Source organism: Psychrobacillus sp. NPDC096426, from assembly GCF_044762745.1.
Classification (GTDB): Bacteria; Bacillota; Bacilli; order Bacillales_A; family Planococcaceae; genus Psychrobacillus.
In genome coordinates this window covers 76205-94676 of sequence record NZ_JBIWEX010000009.1, presented here as the reverse complement: position 1 = coordinate 94676, position 18472 = coordinate 76205, and the positions used below count along the sequence as shown (strand labels likewise).

29 protein-coding genes are annotated in these 18472 nt (G+C 37.9%); 1 reads left to right on the top strand and 28 read right to left on the bottom strand.

What is annotated here, in order from left to right; genetic code table 11:
• Position 1: 1 nt before the first annotated feature.
• The 3 genes from ACIQYS_RS09855 to ACIQYS_RS09845 all read right to left on the bottom strand — a co-directional run bounded on the left by ACIQYS_RS09855 (position 2) and on the right by ACIQYS_RS09845 (position 1209).
• Positions 2-427 (bottom strand): hypothetical protein, encoded by a 426-nt coding sequence (locus ACIQYS_RS09855; RefSeq protein ID WP_402978461.1) that lies wholly within the window; start codon positions 425-427, stop codon positions 2-4.
• A 65-nt stretch (positions 428-492) separates the two neighbouring features.
• Complete coding sequence (locus ACIQYS_RS09850) at positions 493-864, bottom strand: hypothetical protein (RefSeq protein WP_402978458.1); 372 nt, start codon at positions 862-864, stop codon at positions 493-495.
• Between the two features lie 159 nt (positions 865-1023).
• Complete coding sequence (locus ACIQYS_RS09845) at positions 1024-1209, bottom strand: hypothetical protein (protein ID WP_402978456.1); 186 nt, start codon at positions 1207-1209, stop codon at positions 1024-1026.
• 124 nt (positions 1210-1333) lie between these two features.
• Here ACIQYS_RS09845 and ACIQYS_RS09840 point away from each other — a divergent pair, with 124 nt between their 5' ends.
• Positions 1334-1969: a hypothetical protein gene (locus tag ACIQYS_RS09840; protein ID WP_402978453.1), complete on the top strand. Its 636-nt coding sequence runs from the start codon at positions 1334-1336 to the stop codon at positions 1967-1969.
• A 148-nt stretch (positions 1970-2117) separates the two neighbouring features.
• Here the strand turns inward: ACIQYS_RS09840 and ACIQYS_RS09835 are convergent, their stop codons facing one another.
• From ACIQYS_RS09835 to ACIQYS_RS09715, 25 genes are all read right to left on the bottom strand, one after another.
• On the bottom strand, positions 2118-2246 hold the full coding sequence (locus ACIQYS_RS09835) for a CD1375 family protein (RefSeq protein WP_402978450.1): 129 nt from the start codon (positions 2244-2246) through the stop codon (positions 2118-2120).
• Positions 2246-2416 (bottom strand): hypothetical protein, encoded by a 171-nt coding sequence (locus ACIQYS_RS09830; RefSeq protein ID WP_402978447.1) that lies wholly within the window; start codon positions 2414-2416, stop codon positions 2246-2248. The genes ACIQYS_RS09835 and ACIQYS_RS09830 overlap by 1 nt, the downstream gene beginning before the upstream one ends.
• Positions 2416-4176, bottom strand: coding sequence for a hypothetical protein (locus ACIQYS_RS09825; RefSeq protein ID WP_402978444.1), 1761 nt, complete (start codon positions 4174-4176; stop codon positions 2416-2418). The genes ACIQYS_RS09830 and ACIQYS_RS09825 overlap by 1 nt, the downstream gene beginning before the upstream one ends.
• Complete coding sequence (locus ACIQYS_RS09820) at positions 4177-4806, bottom strand: hypothetical protein (RefSeq protein WP_402978441.1); 630 nt, start codon at positions 4804-4806, stop codon at positions 4177-4179.
• Positions 4803-5105 carry a hypothetical protein gene (locus ACIQYS_RS09815; RefSeq protein ID WP_402978438.1) on the bottom strand — a complete coding sequence of 101 codons (303 nt, stop codon included), beginning with the start codon at positions 5103-5105 and terminating at the stop codon, positions 4803-4805. Before ACIQYS_RS09815 ends, ACIQYS_RS09820 begins: the two co-directional genes overlap by 4 nt.
• A gap of 12 nt (positions 5106-5117) precedes the next feature.
• Positions 5118-5771 carry a putative phage tail protein gene (locus ACIQYS_RS09810; RefSeq protein ID WP_402978435.1) on the bottom strand — a complete coding sequence of 218 codons (654 nt, stop codon included), beginning with the start codon at positions 5769-5771 and terminating at the stop codon, positions 5118-5120.
• Positions 5764-6819 (bottom strand): baseplate J/gp47 family protein, encoded by a 1056-nt coding sequence (locus ACIQYS_RS09805; protein WP_402978432.1) that lies wholly within the window; start codon positions 6817-6819, stop codon positions 5764-5766. Before ACIQYS_RS09805 ends, ACIQYS_RS09810 begins: the two co-directional genes overlap by 8 nt.
• The gene (locus ACIQYS_RS09800; RefSeq protein ID WP_402978428.1) at positions 6819-7223 is read right to left on the bottom strand and encodes a DUF2634 domain-containing protein; all 405 of its coding nucleotides are present in this window, start codon (positions 7221-7223) and stop codon (positions 6819-6821) included. Before ACIQYS_RS09800 ends, ACIQYS_RS09805 begins: the two co-directional genes overlap by 1 nt.
• Positions 7220-7582 (bottom strand): DUF2577 domain-containing protein, encoded by a 363-nt coding sequence (locus tag ACIQYS_RS09795; protein ID WP_402978636.1) that lies wholly within the window; start codon positions 7580-7582, stop codon positions 7220-7222. The genes ACIQYS_RS09800 and ACIQYS_RS09795 overlap by 4 nt, the downstream gene beginning before the upstream one ends.
• Position 7583: 1 nt before the next feature.
• A complete protein-coding gene (locus ACIQYS_RS09790; protein ID WP_402978425.1) occupies positions 7584-8540 on the bottom strand; it encodes an XkdQ/YqbQ family protein in 957 nt (318 codons plus the stop codon).
• Positions 8537-9211, bottom strand: a complete 675-nt coding sequence (locus ACIQYS_RS09785; protein WP_402978422.1) for a LysM peptidoglycan-binding domain-containing protein — start codon at positions 9209-9211, stop codon at positions 8537-8539. Before ACIQYS_RS09785 ends, ACIQYS_RS09790 begins: the two co-directional genes overlap by 4 nt.
• A complete protein-coding gene (locus ACIQYS_RS09780) occupies positions 9212-11407 on the bottom strand; it encodes a tape measure protein (RefSeq protein ID WP_402978419.1) in 2196 nt (731 codons plus the stop codon).
• Between the two features lie 61 nt (positions 11408-11468).
• Complete coding sequence (locus tag ACIQYS_RS09775; protein ID WP_402978416.1) at positions 11469-12191, bottom strand: hypothetical protein; 723 nt, start codon at positions 12189-12191, stop codon at positions 11469-11471.
• Positions 12192-12455: 264 nt separating this feature from the next.
• Positions 12456-12887: a phage tail assembly chaperone gene (locus ACIQYS_RS09770; RefSeq protein WP_402978413.1), complete on the bottom strand. Its 432-nt coding sequence runs from the start codon at positions 12885-12887 to the stop codon at positions 12456-12458.
• Positions 12887-13117 carry a hypothetical protein gene (locus ACIQYS_RS09765; RefSeq protein ID WP_402978409.1) on the bottom strand — a complete coding sequence of 77 codons (231 nt, stop codon included), beginning with the start codon at positions 13115-13117 and terminating at the stop codon, positions 12887-12889. Before ACIQYS_RS09765 ends, ACIQYS_RS09770 begins: the two co-directional genes overlap by 1 nt.
• Positions 13118-13166: 49 nt before the next feature.
• Entirely contained in the window at positions 13167-13673 is a 507-nt protein-coding gene (locus ACIQYS_RS09760; protein ID WP_402978404.1) for a phage tail tube protein, read from the bottom strand.
• Positions 13674-13685: 12 nt separating this feature from the next.
• On the bottom strand, positions 13686-15011 hold the full coding sequence (locus ACIQYS_RS09755; protein WP_402978401.1) for a phage tail sheath subtilisin-like domain-containing protein: 1326 nt from the start codon (positions 15009-15011) through the stop codon (positions 13686-13688).
• The gene (locus tag ACIQYS_RS09750; RefSeq protein ID WP_402978398.1) at positions 15011-15250 is read right to left on the bottom strand and encodes a hypothetical protein; all 240 of its coding nucleotides are present in this window, start codon (positions 15248-15250) and stop codon (positions 15011-15013) included. The genes ACIQYS_RS09755 and ACIQYS_RS09750 overlap by 1 nt, the downstream gene beginning before the upstream one ends.
• Before the next feature lie 4 nt (positions 15251-15254).
• Positions 15255-15677, bottom strand: coding sequence for a phage tail terminator family protein (locus ACIQYS_RS09745; RefSeq protein WP_402978395.1), 423 nt, complete (start codon positions 15675-15677; stop codon positions 15255-15257).
• Positions 15667-16143, bottom strand: coding sequence for an HK97 gp10 family phage protein (locus ACIQYS_RS09740; RefSeq protein ID WP_402978392.1), 477 nt, complete (start codon positions 16141-16143; stop codon positions 15667-15669). The genes ACIQYS_RS09745 and ACIQYS_RS09740 overlap by 11 nt, the downstream gene beginning before the upstream one ends.
• Positions 16143-16388, bottom strand: coding sequence for a hypothetical protein (locus ACIQYS_RS09735; protein WP_402978389.1), 246 nt, complete (start codon positions 16386-16388; stop codon positions 16143-16145). Before ACIQYS_RS09735 ends, ACIQYS_RS09740 begins: the two co-directional genes overlap by 1 nt.
• A gap of 110 nt (positions 16389-16498) precedes the next feature.
• A complete protein-coding gene (locus ACIQYS_RS09730) occupies positions 16499-16885 on the bottom strand; it encodes a hypothetical protein (protein WP_402978386.1) in 387 nt (128 codons plus the stop codon).
• A 5-nt stretch (positions 16886-16890) separates the two neighbouring features.
• Entirely contained in the window at positions 16891-17076 is a 186-nt protein-coding gene (locus ACIQYS_RS09725; RefSeq protein WP_402978383.1) for a hypothetical protein, read from the bottom strand.
• Positions 17077-17090: 14 nt separating this feature from the next.
• A complete protein-coding gene (locus ACIQYS_RS09720) occupies positions 17091-18116 on the bottom strand; it encodes a major capsid protein (RefSeq protein ID WP_402978380.1) in 1026 nt (341 codons plus the stop codon).
• 34 nt (positions 18117-18150) lie between these two features.
• Positions 18151-18462, bottom strand: a complete 312-nt coding sequence (locus ACIQYS_RS09715) for a hypothetical protein (protein WP_402978377.1) — start codon at positions 18460-18462, stop codon at positions 18151-18153.
• Positions 18463-18472 lie beyond the last annotated feature (10 nt).

Genomic DNA, 18472 nt, shown 5'->3' with positions numbered 1-18472 from the left:
ACTAGTTTCCTCCTACCTGATTTAAAAAATGTTGTATGATTAAATACCCGATGCCACCTACAGCGGTCAATCCACCTATGATTTTCAAAAAGACATTCGCCCATGTATTGATCTTGGCCATCTTCTGTTCATGACGATATTCCGCTTCACTAGACTGATAACCCATGGCTTTCTCTACAATCCCAAACAACTTTTCCGTTTGCTCTTTCATGGTATTCCGGGTTTCCCGATTCTCTACCATGATTGTGTTTTCGAGCTTAACTGCATTGTCTTCTAACTTGTTGAGACGCTCATCATGTTGTCTATCTGATTCTTTCAGAGCCATTGTAATATCCTCAAGCGTGGTTATTCGCTCACGATGTTCCTTGAGGTCATTTTCATGATCTCTAACTGTTTCGTACATAGACGGTCTAGCTCCCTCCGTCATCCCCATTCCCCCTAATTACATTGCAAAATAAAAGAACGCCCACAAGGAGCGTTCAAACAAATAAATTATTCAACTTTACGAATTGCATTAAATCCCTCTAGCAGAGTTTTTGCATCTTCATTTAAATATTGTTTCACATCTTCTCTCATTAATAAGTTAGCATTGTTTTTGATAGATAACTTTAGTCCTCTTAAATCAAATTTAGAAGCATATGAATTTATAGAATAAATCACATTCATTTCCCTACGATTTAAAGGAATAATTCCTGCATCAGTTCGTTTTGTTATAAATTCTAACAAAGACCTAGCATTGCCTCGAAGGAGATGTTTATTCTGATTAAGTGATTCTAGATTTCCCTCGATATATCTTCTAGCGCTTACTAAATCCAAATTCTCAATGCATTGGTTGATCTTCTTCACTAATTCTACAATATCCAATTAAAATATCTCCTTTAATCCGAACTAACTCTATAATATTGTTATCGGAGAATTAATAATTTTATTGATAGTAAAAGGTCTATTTCCGGAGTAAAAACAAAAGAACGCCCAATGGACGTCCTCATTTTCCATATTAAAAACACACCCATATGGATATGCTTAAATAGCTTCGCCGTAGCTCATAATTTTAATCTCGTAATGCCCAGTCTGTTTGCCTATTAGCGGTTTTAAAATGCGATTAACTTCTTCGTAAGATGTATCTTCATCGATATCTGCGTTAACCATAACTATATTTTCTTTAATATCGTTTATTGGACCATAAATATATTCAACTTTTAAATACATAATGCACCCCCTCTCTTTCATCCACTATTCGACAAAAAAAAGTTAGATATCCTTCTTTGCGATTATCATCTATTCAAGTCTCGCTTTATATGTGAAAATCAATTTAAGAAAGCGGGGTGAAAATATGGACGATAAACTAACTAATAAAGAAAAACTAGAAATCACCGTTCAAACTGGACTTCAATTGGTACCGTATATTGGTGGAGCTTTAGCCAGTTCTTATTTTTCTGTTAAACAAGAAAAACGATTCAAACGACTTGAATCATTTTACCAAGAATTATCCGCACAGATTTCAAGGTTGGAAGACCGACTTCCTTCCGTTGAAGCTCACGACAAAGATAGTCTCATAGCATTAATAGAACGGATAAATGATGAAGTTGAAAGAGAATCGTCAGATCACAAAAGAATTTATTTAAAGAATTTTTTTATCAGCATGTTGCAAAACCCTACTGTAAAACAGAATTATGATGAAAGACAAATGTTATTAGACACGTTGACTTCGATTACTTTCTTCGAATTTCATGTATTGTTAAGCATGTCAAATAACCATACTGGATATGCTATTGATTTTCCTGATGCTGATCCAGCTGTAAAAGAAGGGGCAGTAGCAAGACTTGAAATGCTAGGATTGCTCCAATCGACCTACATGGCTGAAACCAGAACAGGGACCAGTCCAGTTAATCAATATGTTTCGGTATCTAGTTTTGGAATAAAATTTATTAATTTTTGTCTTAATATAGAACCGGAACCAGAACCCTAAATTTTAGGGTTCTTTCTATTAATGATGAACAAAATTAAAAAAGAGATCAAAACAAAGGATCCCCATAAATACCAATACTTTATCAGATGTTGAATTAATGTTTGGTGAAGAAAATCGTTGAAAAATTCCATAGTAAACTTCATCTCCTTTAAGCTTCTACCTGCGCCGCTAAATATTCAGCCACTGGAATCTGATATTGCTCTGGCAACTTATCAATCTCTCTACTACCTGCTTTAACTAATAGTGCGTACACTGGAATCATGTAAGGATATACCATTATGCTTTCCCTCCTTTCAATACTTCAATTTCTTCTTGCAACTGAATAATCTGTTCCTGTTGCCCCGCAAGCGCCTCGAGCATCATTAATACAGTTTCATCAATCTGGGTAGGAAACACTTCTTCCAAGGGTCCAAAAGTTCCGTCCGGTAATCTTTTACGTATTTTCATTAGCTCAACACCCCACTTATAAGAGTTACTGCACCAGTACCGCTAATATCTAGTTTCACATTTATATTTTCTTTCGCAGAATCCGCTTGGAACTGGAATTGGTCTTCCACAATACCCAATGAAACTGGTGCTGTATTTGATAACGTCATTGCGCTATATGACTCTTGTCCCGTTCCATTCGTCATGCTAATTTCCGCTGATACCGTTTGAGTTTCTTCTCTTTGAATCCACAATAAAACACCTTTTGCGGATCCGGACGGTGGCGTGATTTTATACCGTTGTACAGATTGCGATAAAGGTGTTGAGATAAATGCTTTATTTAGTTTAATCGTCTTTGAAAACTTGAAATCGTATGTGTCAACAACCTCTACAACAATCGAGTTCTCTCCGTCCTTTAATTTGGATAACGGAAAATCAAATGACCATCTGCCTGGTGGTCCATTGTGAATTTCGGTGTTGATGCCATTGTCGATGCGATAGCGGACTATGACGTCATTGCCGTCCAAATCAAACGTTTCACCGCTGAAAGTAACCTTGTCTGCATTGATTAAATCGGATAGGGATTCGATCGGGTCGACAGTAAGGCTAGGTGCACGATTTGGCACGACATAAAAAGTACGTTCGGCAACCGTTGATTTTCCGCCTTGATTATCCTCTGCCCAGACTTTTAGTTTATGAGAAACGCCATCTGCCAAAGCGCCTGTCAATGCCGTACCGTTAGGAAGATACAACTTGCCCGCTTTAAACGTCAACTGCTCGCTAAATTCAATTGGACTGCCATCACTGATACGAGTTTGAATAGCCCTTGCTGTACCAGTGTTGAGTTGATACCAGACGTTGACGATATTTCCGTTGTCGGCGTCTTTGGCTGTGCCGTCGATTAAAAACGTGTCGTTTTCGTATAGTGTTGTGCTGTTTGGGGTGTTAAGATTTAACGTTGGTGATTGGTTAAACCAATCGGCACTAACTAAAGACGTTGCCGACGTTACGTATTCAATCGGTTTCCAAGATCCATTAGAGCCGAATTTAAAATTGACATTTAAATATTCAGTTGCACTATTATACAGTAACGAAGGTATTCGCCCGCCTATCATACTTTCGTCAATAGGGAAGCGTAAACCGAATGACCTCTCTTCTTTGTCATAGAATATACTAAGGTCTAGCGCTTTTCCGTTTATCGTTTTACCTGTCAATATGGTCCCATAATGTCCAAAATAATCAAAAGGGTAGCCACGTAAATGGGTATTATTAAGGCGTGCGGTATCTTCGTAATATAGAATTCCTGTTTTTGTATCTTTTTTAATAGCAGCTGTTATATTTGTTATTGAAACATCCTCTGCGGTAACTCCAGAAGCTACTCTAAAAGTGCCACTACTAGCTGTAGGTATTCCACTTATAACTGTTACTAGATCTAAAGGTTCTGGAGGCGTTGTTTCGCCACTTAAGCTACGTCTTTCAATCCACGCTTCCGCAATTCGGTTATTAAGTTCATAAACTCGTGGAATAACACTACTAAAATTTTCAGAAAACCATGACCGCGAAATGTTAATAGCAGTTCCACTCGTAGTTACAGTCTTATTTTGTTCATGTACTAAATAATTTCCTGACGAGCGTATAATAGAGAACAAAACACTTACTGTGGCTGTACCTTTGATTATTACTCGATATTCATAATCATCAAAATTGAAAATTGTTGAAGTTGCGGTAAATAAACCGTATTCATACTGACTAAAACTTTTTAAACGTGCCCATTCTGCCATTTAAACCACCTCCCCTAAACTGATATCATACGTACCCCAACTACCGACGACCAATTGACTGTCTTCGATAACGGCATTACTACGAGCAATCACCGCACCTTTTACGTAGTCGTTAACTAATGGTTGGACGGTAATCGTAGATGCAGTAACGTCTGTTATTAGCGTATCTTCGCTGTTCGCACCATCGTAAATTGTGACTTGCGTAAATGCTTTAAATCCTTCTGTTGCGTCAACATTTAATACTGTAGTGCCAGATGCTCTCGGTGCAGTTAACGTTGCAGATGCAGTTTGCCTAATCAATTTATTTGGCGTGCCGTCGAACGTATCGGCGAATGATCCGCTATTGCCTGGTGCGCGTCCGTCTAGTTCTAGTTGAAGTTGAAGGCGTAGCACCAGTTTTTGTAAAGTGACAATTAATTCATGAGCGCTATAAATACCTAAGTCCATATGATTCATATTAATAGCATTTAAACGTGTACCCTCTTGCTCTGCAACTAGCTCTGGACGTCCTGTGATTTTATTAATAATCACGTTGCCACTATCATCGCGCTTAGGAATAAATTCACTATTCTCATCTATTTTTAATATATGGTCTACAAAGTTTATTAACGTATAAGCGTTCTCGTTCATGCTCTCACCTCTTCTGAAATAACAGGAATATCAAATACATACATAAAACCGTCATTTTCTTTATTAAAATTGACATTCCCACTTATCAAAATGACATTGTCATGATCTAATAATACTGCATGGGTAACTGGACCAAAGTAAGAGTCAATATAAAATTTAACACGAATGATATTGCCTAATATTTCAGTCCCAAAAACGTCGAAATCGCTTTCTATTCCACCAATTAAAAAACGCCCTCTTCTCACGTTTGTAAGAATGGCGCTATACATTATATTTATTAATCGCTCATGTACTTGCATTTCCTCACCTCTCTAATAAGTAACGGACATATCGCTTGCAACATACGGTACCTCGTACGCATATCCTTTTAATTTTCCTTCTCCAGTTACTTTATCTGATGTTCCTTTTTCATAGTTCGTAACAACTGTTAATCCGCAGATAGGATATAATACTGGGTAAAAATGAGCTTTTGGTATAACAACAATACCAGGTACTCGAATGACGTAGTTATAATCTAATGCCAAGTTAACTGGAATCATTTCCTCCATCGTGTCCTTCAATAATTTTACATCCGTAATTCTTTGGTAAAATTCAAAGTCTAGTTCATACGCATTAGCATCTAAAAACACTTGAAAGTTCCCTTCCCCGCACAGTGCATTTAAACGCTGAACCAGAGCTCTTAACGTATACGGCAACTTATTATTCATTTTTGCTAAGATACGGAATTTTCGTTCTTCTAAAGTATCTGTACTCTTGCGTTGAAGTTTTAATACTTTTTCCCATCGTCGAACTCCATGCTCTGTAGCATCACTTACAAAACGATCGTTAAATATGCCAATTAAATGAATCCGTATACGATTAAATTCTGCGCTTTGAGCCTTGGTAATCTCTTTGAACTCTTCAAATTCATTTACTGTAGGAGGAAGTAAAGGATACAAGTCGATTTCATCGTATAAATTATCCAACTACCTCACCTCTAGCTGGTATGCAATCATCGTCTAAAATAAGATTTTGAGGAAGACCATTAATTAAAGTGTCTTGGATATCAACAACACCTTCTAGTTCCGAAATACGTGTTTCAAATTGTAAAATCCGAACAACCGTAAAAGTAGAATCTTCCCATTCCTTTTTCAACTCTAAAAAATATTCATCGATTAGGTCATGAGTAGCTAACTCAATGTCTGGCCATGAATATCCATCTTGGTAAGTGATGTTTAATGTAACGTCAACCGGGACTTCATCAACTCCAAATATGGATACGACATGTCCAATCGGAGCAATTCCTAACCCCTCCCCCTGATTTCCAAGAGGGTCAATAGCTGTCTGCAATTCATCCAATAATGTTAGGGATGGAGGTTTATATAATGCGTCCATGATGACTAACTTTACGGTACTACCACCTTGCCAAGCTCGATATATCTTTATTCCTCCAACACCTGGCAACTTGTGGACTTTTTCTTTGTAATCTTTGCGATTTCCCCCAAAAGCTTGAGAGTCAAAACTGTCTAAGTATTGTTTTCTTAAGGATTCTGTTTCTTCCTCTTCTTCACCAGGAATAAGCAATTCGGTGATTTTGGCACTAGTTAAACCGTCGATATATTCAATCGGTATAAGAGTTCCAAACCTTGAATTCCCTATATCACCCAACGTTTCGCTTTCTACTTTAAATACACCTGGACCTATTCGTTCGGTAACGACGTAATTTAATTCCTCTAAATTAAATCGCGCACCAATCGGTACGTCTATATTAAACTCACCTTTTAAAATTGCAGGCGTAGCTGGATTAGGGACAATGCCTCGTTCTCTAGCTAATTTGATCAAGAACTCACGGGAAGCCGTATCCCCAAACATTTCAAGAATCATACCGTCCATTGCGATATAAAGCTCTTTTGCCTGAATAGAAGAAGGCGATAATGCATCGAAGATTATGGCTCCTTCACGTTTATCTACATCTGTTCTGACGTTGTTAAGAGCATCTTCGAGTAGTTGTTCTTGCTCTATATGTTCAAACATTAAATTTCCACCTCCTTCTCTATCGCGATTTTACCTTCAGTTGTATGGGCGATAAAGCTAACTGCAACTTTATTCTTAAAATGGGAAAAAGAAAAAGCATCCACACTTTCGATACGATCGTCTTGTGTCAATGCTTCTGTTATTAATCTTTTAAGTTCGGAATAAACATAGGGAATTGGTTGCCCGAAAAGTTTTGCGTTTTCAGCGCCGTAATCCCACGAATAAATTAAATGTTCATATCGTTCTGTACTAAGGACTTTGTAGATGAATTGTTCAATTGCTTCACGTCCATTCACATAACCGATAACCCGTTTTCTCTCTAAGTCCAATTTATATGTTTTGGAAGGTTGTTCGACCGCTTCCTCGAAATCTGCGATAAGTTCATCATTAACTTTAGGAATCATACACCCACCTCTTTATCCCAGACAATATACTTTTGTCCGCCTTGCATTTTAATGAGCATCACTTTATCACCCATTTTAAGTGCATTGTGGACAATGAATTTCTTCCTGCCCTTGTATTCATGGGTATGTGCATCTGGTCCATTGCCTACTTCTGTTGCGTGTTCTACAGTCATTTCAATCTCATAATCCCGAACATTACGAGTTAATACTAGTTGGGCCATAGTCAGAGGTTTCTTTTGTTCTACCAATATTTCCAACGGGGCAACACTAGTTACTTCACCGAATTGAACGGCAGTAGGATCAGATGCTTCTATAGCTTCTTTTGCCGCTATTTTAAATAACTTGAGAATATCGTTCATATTACGCAACGAAATCACCGCCAATCAATGTGAGGTCCATATAATGCTCGCTTTCAATGAATGTATGCTTAACATTTTCCGCAATCATATAGTTCATTACCTTGATATCGTCTAAATTCATACGTACGACTAGCATGTTGCCTCCACGGAAATAAATGTTCCCGAACGCTCTCTTCATACTCAAATTTCGTGTTTTTCGATTATATAGCGCTAACAAAGCATCTGCCTTCGCTTTCCCGTTCGTGTTCTCTTTGATTGTGTCAAAGAATTGCAAGACGCCCCACTCGTTCATGTGGTTGCCGTCTTGTGCAATATAGATTTCTCGCTTCCCTTTTTCCTCGTTTTCATAAGAAAGTTTAATTTTATTGTAAGTATTAGAATCGATGGAAGAAGTGTAGTCAAAGTTTTCTCCAGTTTCTTCATCTAACAAAATATCTAATTTCATCTTTTCGATGTCTCTCAGAGTCAACTTACCGAAATTGTCATATAGGATGAACATTTTCTTTTTATTTTCTAACGTCAAATCAAGAGCATTTTGAAACATATCAAACAAGGTCTTATTGTCTTCTACTCTGCTGGCAATCTTGTATCCTGTATCTTCAATGGTTCCGATGTTCATACGGAAATCAGATGCAACCATTTTTATAAATTCGGAAGCTGTTTTATTGGTATAAACATACGTGTCTTTATTTTTCAAATAACGCAATTGATCATATGCTGTCACATTGATAAGTCCGTTCTTATCGTGTTTTTTGGTGAAAACAAATCCAAAGAAAATATTCTTGCCATCTTTTTTGAAACTGACAGCATTCCCTTCTTCAAATGTTAAAGCCTCATCTTTAACCACTTTAAAAGTAAGTTTTCCGGGCGCGCCTTTTCGGAATGTTTCCCAAACAATCCCTTCTTCGACAGCAGGTTGCATTAATTTCGATCCGTTTTGAATTATTAGTTCAATCAAAGCTTAATCACGTCCCCGGGATAGATGAGATTCGGATTCTTTATACCGTTTTTAGCTGCTAACTCATCTGTCATAGCTTTAGTTGCTTTCCCATAATTTTTCTTGCATATAGCCCACAACGTATCACCTTTCACGACTTTATGAGATTTAGGGATTTCTTTAGTTGCTGGCCTTGAATTCTTAACCGTTGCAACTGGTTTAGCTGACGTTGATTGTGCAGCAGTATTCTTTTTAATTTCGATTACTTTTGTTCCAAACGGTCGGAATTGCTTTAAACTAACAGGAACAATTATATCGAACCCATCATCTGCACTTTCCTTAATGACGTAATCCTCCAATGAAACAGTTAGATTCGTGTCAAATAATAAATCGCCACTCGGTTTTAAACGAGAGACGATAAATTGGAAAGTCTTCTTATCTACTTTTAGCTTTTCTAATTGTTCAAGATAATAGCTGGCAGGCTGAAAACCCTCTGGATACACTGCAAAAGGATATTGCGAGTTTGGTAGTAACAAGTCGAATGAAATATCAGTTAGACCGGCTTTTTTAAGCAGATTAACTTCCCCTTCATTAATCAAGGTAATAGTCTTATTCTGATTGTTGATTTTCGTATCTAGGCTAGAAGGGGCAACAGGATACTGTACACCGTCCAAGAAAAAACTATATGCCATCTATTGCACCCCTTCCGCGACAGAAACTAACGTCTCTTCTAATTTTTCTCCAAAGTGATCGATAACGCCGTCTAAATCCATTTCATTATTGATGTGATTATCGTTTTTCACATTTACTTTTACTTCTGCAGTTGTGAAACGATTAATTACATCTCGTTCTGCAATGTCTCGAAGGTATTTTAAATCTTCTTCGGTGGCATCCATGGATTTAGCCATTTTAGCTGTATTCCCTGCTGTATCTTTTCCGCTATCTTGGAGTGGGCTCATAGCACCTTGCAAACCGTCTATTATATCCTGAAGTGGATCTTTTCCTGTGCTTGGTTTGTCAGATCCGTTAAATAAATTTGCTCCCCAATTATATCCAGTATCCCAAGCTGTACCATAAGACTTCATATCCATTTTAGGTGCTTCCCAGTAATCTTCTGGAGTTTCTCCGACAACAGCGTTAATGACTGTTTTCATAGCTGATAGATCACTTGTAATCGAAGTTCTATGTTGGAATTCAGTACCTTTACCCAAACCTAACGTGCTAGCAATATCGCTCGGCAATAGATCGATAAACCAGTTCCATGCTCTGATGGCACCGTTAACAGCTGATATTATTGCATTGACAAAGGAAGTCGCAAAGGAATCCCAACCACTTGTCATAGCAATTGCGTGGTCTAAAAAAGTGGTTGTTAAATCCGCAAAAAGCTTTTTAACTGAATACATTGGATGTTGCCAAACGTTTACGAAAAACTCTGCTATTGAAGCGAATATATTCCACAAATAGGCTATAACATTACGGATAAATGTGTACAGTACCATGAATGAACCTGCCACGATGCCTGTAGCGCTGATAGACGTGCCTGCGAAGTAGTTAACGGCCGCTACAGCTCCGTACAGGATGCCTATCAACACAATAATTGCCAGTACTATAATGAAAATGGGATTCGCCATCAGTGCTGCATTTAGCCCCCATTGTGCTGCTGTTAATGCCATTGTTGCTTGAACGCTAGCAAAACTTGTAATATTCATCAGACCTAAAGCTAATGTTTTAGCACCAACCCAAAAAACGCTTGCTACTTGAGCCGCTTTGTTAATTAATAAGGCTGCTGTATACGTACCTAAGGCTGCCGTTACTCCCCATAGTACTGGTTCAATAAATGACCAACTGTCGTACATAAAACTCCCGACAGACATCATTGTATTTAAAGCCCACGTAGCTACCGCAGAAAGAGTGTATAACGAATTCACCACACCGTCGATCACGCTTTGAAATTTATCGTTGTTTGCTATCTCATTTAACTTTTGAAGAACAACTTGAAATGCCCACAGGGCTTGGTTCTTAAAACTTGTCCAAACATCTGTAAAAGTCATTGGTAATTGTTCAAATGCTGCATTCGTTTCTTCCGCTGCGGCAAACATTGCATTTTTAACAATATCTGCCGTTATTCCCCCTTCAGATGCCAGCTCTCTAATAGCACCTATTGGCAATTCAAGATAGTCCGCGATACTTTGAATAATATTCGGAGCACTCTCAAATACGGCATTTAATTCTTCGCCTCGTAAAACACCAGAACCGAGACCTTGTGTCAATTGAAGTAAGGCAGAGCTCATTTCCTCCGTTGTTGCCCCAGCTATTTTAAATTTCTTATTCAATTGCTCAGCGAAAGCTACCATCTCAGCAGTGCTGCCAAACGCATCTTTCGCATTTGCACCTACCTTAGCCACAATAGCTGCAGTATCCATATACGATGCCCGAGATCTCTCAGCAGAATCAAAAATCATTCGTTGGAGTTCAGCAGTCGTTTGTTGTTGATCATTAATCAAAGCTAACCTTGCAGATGTTTGAGATAGAGCATCAGATAATCCAAGAATATTCCCCGCAGATTGAATACCAACATAGGCAGCAACAATCCCACCTATTTTGCCTAATAACCCATCCGCTGCAGAAGTTCCATCTCTTATGCCATCATTAAACCTTCGTTGTGCTTCATCTGCTTGCCTTATTTCTTGTTCGATCTCATTAAAAGCTATTTCCGCTTGATTTAATTCACGTCGTGCTGCTTGAATACTTGCTGTATCAACCGCGTTTCCTGAAGCATTTTGTAAAGACTCAAAACTGTTAATCACAATATTCATTGCATTATTCATCGATTGAAACGCTTTAGACATACCATCCTGAATTTGTATTGCGGTTCTTATAGTCGCCATAGTTTCACCGCCTTTTTAACCATAAGAAAAAGCACCCAATTATCGGGTGCTTTTTCTGATTTTATAAACTTATAGTAGTTCGGTCATTCTTAGTTAAATTGTAATGATTTGTATTAAACAATATTGCATTAGGTTCGTTTGTAACTTCGAAAGAAATGAAATCTTGCTTGCCTTCTTTATTTATATAGTCGAATATCAAATATTTTTCGACTGTTGTGCTTTTCTTTTCTTTTGCACGACCGCCTACCATCGCACCTAATGGTCCAAACAATACATAACCACCAACTGCACCGCCAACACTGCTTACGTAATTTTTCTGTATTTCTACATCTGTTTTAATTAAAATATCTTTTATATTTATTGCATCGAGTTCAAAGGTATCTTGGTTTCTTTCAAATACAACTTTGTTTTCGCATCTGTATACGTACACTTCTGCACCTTCAGCTATTGGTAAGCCTGTCATATGGTTTACTTTGATACAAATATCCGCACCTATTAGTTGACGTCTTGCTTTTGAACCTGGAATTAAGCTTTCTTTGTTAAACTTCTCTTTAGCAGCTTCTGCTTTTTGGGTTTCTCGTTCTTTTACTACATCCGAATTAAAAGATTTCTTGTATCTTTTGTATAAAAATAATTCCAATAAAGCGACCAACACTAATACTATTACCATCACAATTGTATCGGGAGTTGTAACTTCACCAATTCGAGATATGGTATTGACTAATCCGAAAATAAAGTACACACCAACAATCAACATTGCAAAAATATATAATGTTTTCTTCAATAAATATCCCTCCGACTATTCATATACATTAAGCATACGACAACGAGGGTAAATATTACCACTACTATTTCTTTCTTCTTCTTCCTCCTTTACTATTTCGTTTGGTTTCTTGTTCCTGTTTTTTATCATTTTCCATCTTGATTTGAACAGCGGCAATAACTAACGCTTTTTCGTATTTAGGAAGAGCTTCAAATTCCGATGGCCACTTATGAAACTTGTGGAGGCAATAATAAGCGATATTCGCATCATAATCGCCTCCGTCTATTAGTTTTTTGCTTCTTCTACTGCATCTTCCATCGTCACTTCAAATCCGTTTACTCGTTGAATAGCCTCTAAGTAATCAGCATATTCTCCTGGAAGTAACATTACTTTCAATAACGCTTCAGCTCCTTTTACACCATAGGAGTCTTGCAATTGTGCATCATGTAAATTTGGCGTTTTCGTACATTTAACAGCTAATGTTGTTAAATATGCAGGAAAGTTTGTTTCTGATTGGAATACATTTTTCTTTCCCGGAATAGGCATGCGTTTTGTGTGTTGTTTACGTAATAAATCATCTTCCTCAGATGTGATAGGAGTAACTTCCCACTCCATCGGCTTTTTAGATTCTGGATCTACAAATCGTTTGGAAGCTATTACTTTAATTGTCTCTGGTTTAATTGCGTTTTGCGCTAAGAATGCTGTTAAGTTACTCATTATTTATTCCCCTCTACTAAATAGTTTGTTGTTTTTTCGATTGAAACTAGCTCATTCACCGGAAGTGTAATTTTGTATTCGATGCAACCTGTTAGAAGCGTCAAATCACTTGCCAATATTTCAGCATTTTCCTTAAAGTGCTGTCCAATTTGTTCATATAGATTTTTATAGTGCTCATTTGGTGTTTTGTCCTTTGGAACTCTAGTGTCTAGAATGTCATTAACATCCACTACAAACCATCTCCCATAATAAAAAGCCCACCGAAGTGGACTCATAGTATTAAAGCATAGCTCCGAGAATAGAGAATTTTTCTGGCATTTCCCAGTCTTCGAAGGTGAAACTAATTTCATCTTCAAGGTAATCCGCATCTGCGTCCAATAATGCAAGTTTACCTCCATCTAAATTGCAATCAATCAAAATTATTGTTTGACGTCCGACAGATGAAGTTGCATCTTCATTCGTAACCTGCATATCAAAGTAGACATCTTCACCGGTCTCTTTGTATCGATAAAGAATCTCTCGGAAAATGGATGTATTGAAATGAAATGTAGCACTGCCCTCATACTCAGCGCCCGATGATTTATTACCTTTTGATATCTTCCCCATTATAGGTATTTTCGTTTTAGTCTTGGTCATATCAGCATCGATATTAATCGCTTGAGCGAAATTATAACGATTACCTTCAAGCGTCACGAAGCACTCACCTTGACCACCGTTTATTGCGTCTCTTGCATGCATTGTATTTGCGAAGTATTGAAGATTTAGTTTCAAAAGTTTTTCTTTCACAGATATCCCTCCTTATGCTACTTCTGTTGTGATATAAAGTTGTGACATGGCAACAGTAGCTTGTACTCTTTCAAAAAGTACTACAGACTTCTTTGAATTTCCTTGCTCAACGGTTAATATCTCTTTATCGTAATTTTCGATTGCTCGAATTCTTTGCATCTCTAATCGATGGGCAACGATATCTTTCCAAAAAGTAATTCGTCCTGCTGGATCATTCGGAACTTCTCCAAGATATCGAGTGTTAAATAAATGAGCTGTATCAATGGCAATCTGGTCTAATACTCGAATTACTTGATTCATACTGAAATCTTCGTTTTTATCTGGAGTGAAGGAAGTAAATGTATTTACATCATCCAATACTCGAGTTTCCGTACCTACCTTATGGAAAACGTATTTGCCACCTTTTAATAATGCTGTGAGCTGCGGCTGTGTCTTTGTCTCAGACATATCAAGCGTATGTTCACCATCGTATTTTTTGTTAGTGTTAGACTTATTCACCGCTACGCCCGCCTGTGCTCCTGCAGTCCAATAAACTGCACCGAAGATTTCTTCTCCGTCACCTATAGCGTCATTTTGGACGTCGATTACACCTTCATGATCTGGTGAACCTAACTTATGGCCGACAAGTTGGAACTTACCACCTACCTGATCCCGAATACGTTTTGTGTATTCCATATATAGCGATTTAATTGTTTGATCATCGGAAAGGCATCCAAGCGTATTGAAACCATAAGCTTCTAAATCATCCAGTGCAGTTTGATGGGCTCCACCGTTTGTTAGAGCTGTTGCACCGTTCAATCCACCAGTTAAAGGAGTACCAGCGGTTGCGGTTAACGATGCTCCTACTTTAAATGTCACAAAATCATTTGCAACTAAATCTGCTGCAGTTACGACTGTTTGCTCGTCCACTAACACATTATCGAGTAATGTTTGTACATCAAAATTTGAAGGCTCGTCCACATTTTGTTGAATGATTATTTTGATATCGTTACCTCTCGCGCCTTTATATAAAGCTTTTGCATATTCGTTTTCAGCGGCAGTGCCGCCTATATTTAATTTTGCAAAGTAAACTGTGATTGCATTTTTAAAGATATCTCGAATACCTTTTAATTTTTCGTGAGTATATTCGTAACCGAAAATCTTGCGAGAATTCTTTTGTAAATCCTCTTGAGTAACAGCAAACACACCTTCGTCTACTCCCCAATCAAGCGCAATTGGTAGAGCTGAATAACCACGATCGGACAAATTAACGAACGCACGAGCTGCTGAAATAAAATTGTGATACGTACCAGGCAGTACCTTGTTTTGCGTTAAAAATGTGCCTCCACCTAAAGCCATTATTCATTCACCTTCCCTTCTAGAAAATCATGTAACTTTTGATCAACCTCGCCAAATGTATAGAGTTTTCCTTCTTCTAATAAAACATTCAAGGCATCTCGTCGATGCGAATACTTATTACTCGAAACAAGTTGTTGCTTCGTAAACTTAAACGTAGCAATTTCATTTGACTGTTGATTAGCAAAATTGAAGTTAGATTCTTCAATTGGTTGCTCTATCTGTTTTAATTTGGTAACCATAACTTCACTCCTTTTTATTGCTAATAATTTGTAACTCTTCCATCATCGGTACTGGATCCGTCGCTTTATAAACATGGAAATTGTAATGAACAAAAAAGTGAAGCACGCCATCTACAACTTCACCTTTCATTTTTGTACCGCGCAATAAATCCCTGTTTAAGAGTTTGATATACTCCATTTCGTTCATAAGTTTATCTAAGGTGCTATAGGCATCCATATTGCCACGACCGAAGTAATGAATATCGAACGGAAGAGTTTCGTGGTACCTGTTTCCGACTATTTGATTAATGTCTGGATTTAATAAAGCAATAAAAAAAGCAGGCTCCTGAAAGCCTTGCTCAATCGATTCCGTATAGATTTCGTAAGCTTCACCAAATGTTTCATATAACTTTATAGAAATAGCGGTTATAACATCATTAATCTCCACCAAAAACACCGCCTAAAAACTTCGTTAATTTCTTATCAAGAATTTTTGATGCTTGGGCATCCAATTCATTTTCGGAGATTGTCAGCATGAATCGCCCATTAACCCATCCAGTATGGTCAGCTGTCCGGTGCCCAAATTCCACGTATGAGGCATAGTTCACAGGATTGATTATTGCAATTTCATAAAAGTTACCAAACTTATTCACTTCAACTTCTTTAAAATAATCACTAACTTTGGTAGCCTCACTAAATGCCGATTCGGCTTCTTGCTGACTTTTAGCTGTCCATCCTCTACGTAACACGCCATCATCAACTGGAGTACGTTTAATGACCTTCGCAAGTAATCGTGCAGCTAATTCTTTTGCGGCTTGCTCACAAAACTTTTCAAAGTCGGCTTGCGCTAATTTTTCCATCTTCTTTTGCAATCGTTTCAATTGTGTAAAGTCAGTTCTGCCCCACCTAGCCATTATGCGTACCCCTTGAATAGCTCTAACTTAACTTCTTGATGGTCCATAAATATCCCTGGCTCACCACTTCTACTAAATTCGGTTGTACGGCCATATTGGGTAACGACAATTTTAGAACCTGCTTTTACCACGATTTCAGGTGCGATAAAGAGTTTAGTAGATTGTGCAATAGTGGCTAGTGCACTTGTCTGATTAGCGGATGCAATTTTTTCATAGGACAACTTACACTTTTGGTTTTCTAGCACCTTTACCTCCTTAGTGCTTGTTTGATGAGTAATCGGATCTTTTACTTTTTGCATTTCATAAATCGTACAGACTCCCTTGTATAATGACTCAATCGCACGTCTTCTAGCGCTTACCATGTCAACACCCTGTAGGCTATGAAATCGAAGCTATCATGCCTCAAATAATTGATGAACGCATTAAAGCTAGCTTCAGGAGTCATGTTGTCTTTGTCGATCGCAAAAGTAGTTGTCGTGTCTCCGTCTTGAATTGTTTTAGCAACAAGGCCAAAATCAATACCATCGATTGCGAGTTGTCCCATGCTCTTTTTCATCATTAAAAATTCCCCTACTACCATATCAATAGCGATATGATGAAGGGGAACTGGAATGTTACTCAAATTGGTTTGCGTTTTTATATGGTTCGTTACCTTTTCAATGATGAAATTTAAAATATATTCATCTTCAATTGATGCAGGAACACCAAGACCTTTTAAACGTTCTTTAATTTCTACTAACATAGCGATCACTCGCTTTCAGTTTGACCTTTAGTAGTTGTTTGCGCCTTACCCTTAGCGCCTTTGCTAACATCACCTAGTACTTTAACAAGCGATTCATTCACGTGGTCATCATTCATTTCAAAAGATTCTCCCGCTCGATAAGTAACATCTTTGTATCGAATAGGAGTCTTAATAACTTCAACTTTTTTCATGAAACTGTCCCTCCTTAAGCGATCGGTTGTGCTTGGAATACATTATTAGCTTCAGGGAAAGATGGGATTGCTGTTGTAGATGCTTTTGCCCATGTTGATACCGGATCTAATCCTTCCTCAAAAACCATACCGAAAATATTACCCACTTTAGACACTTCTTCGTTTCCTTGACGTAGCAGACGACTCTCTTCTGGTGTTGGTCCATGTAACGTCTCACCTAAAGTGCTAGAGCCAAACATAACGAATTTGTTTTCAGGGAAGTAACGATGTGTTGTATACGTACCGTTAGCATTTTGAACACGATATTTAGCGTCGTATGTCGCAATGGTTGGTAATTGATGAGAAGTCAAAAAGCTATTCAAATCAGCCATTGTTGCTACTCGACCACTATCTTTACCAAATAAATAGCCAAGTACTTTTGAATTACGTAAGATTTGACTAGCAATTTTTTGAGAAGTTAAAGCACGTGTTGGCTTTTCATCTAATGCAGAAGCCCAACGTTCCATATCACCGATAAAATCTTCTGTACCAGTACCCCAAATGTCAGCACCTGAAAGAGCTTCTTGGTTGGTATCTGGGATTTGGTAATCGACCGTTAAAGTCCCGCCACCTTCCATAGCAAGAGATAACTCACCGTTAGCTAAAGCTTGCATACGCATAATCTCTTTTTCAGCTCTTACATCCTCTACCGCTCTATCGATAAGGTTAAACACACGCTTCACTAAAACTTGTTGTTCTTGTGGTGTACGTGGGAATTGCAAAGCAATTAGATCTTTCTCTTTGATTTGATATTTCTTTTTGATATAAGCCGCCTCAAGCGCTTGATCATTAAAATCTACAGAACCGATTTCAGCTTCTGTATCAAATGCATGGATTTTAGCTGCAACTGGTAGATTGCTAGCTCCTACAAGGTATTCAAATTCTAATGTGTCATGTTTTACTTCTGGGAAAAGCGTCTCCCCTAGATAAGGCGTAAAAGTACGCTCTTTCAAATAACTTAAAACTGTTTTTGCGTCAAATAATTCTAATACATCTGGCATTATGGTTTTCCACCCTTCTATTTTCTGTTAGTGATTATCGGAATGTTATTTTTGTTAATGCTTCTTTTGCTCCTGTTGTTGGCGCTGTGTGAAGGCGTTCTTCTAAGATATACGCTTCTACAATTAATGCACCTGGTTGTGGTCCGTGAGTAACGTCAACATCGTAATAAAGAATGCCCTCAGCTGTTGCGTCATTCTTTGGAAGGATTGTACCTGCTTTCACTATTTTCTTGCCGTCCACTGCTGTTACTCCTACATCACTGACAAGTGTAGTGAATGATTGGACTTTTGAAGATGCTAAAAAATTAACACGATTGTAATTATTGATTCCTCTTACATATGGCATTTAGATGCCC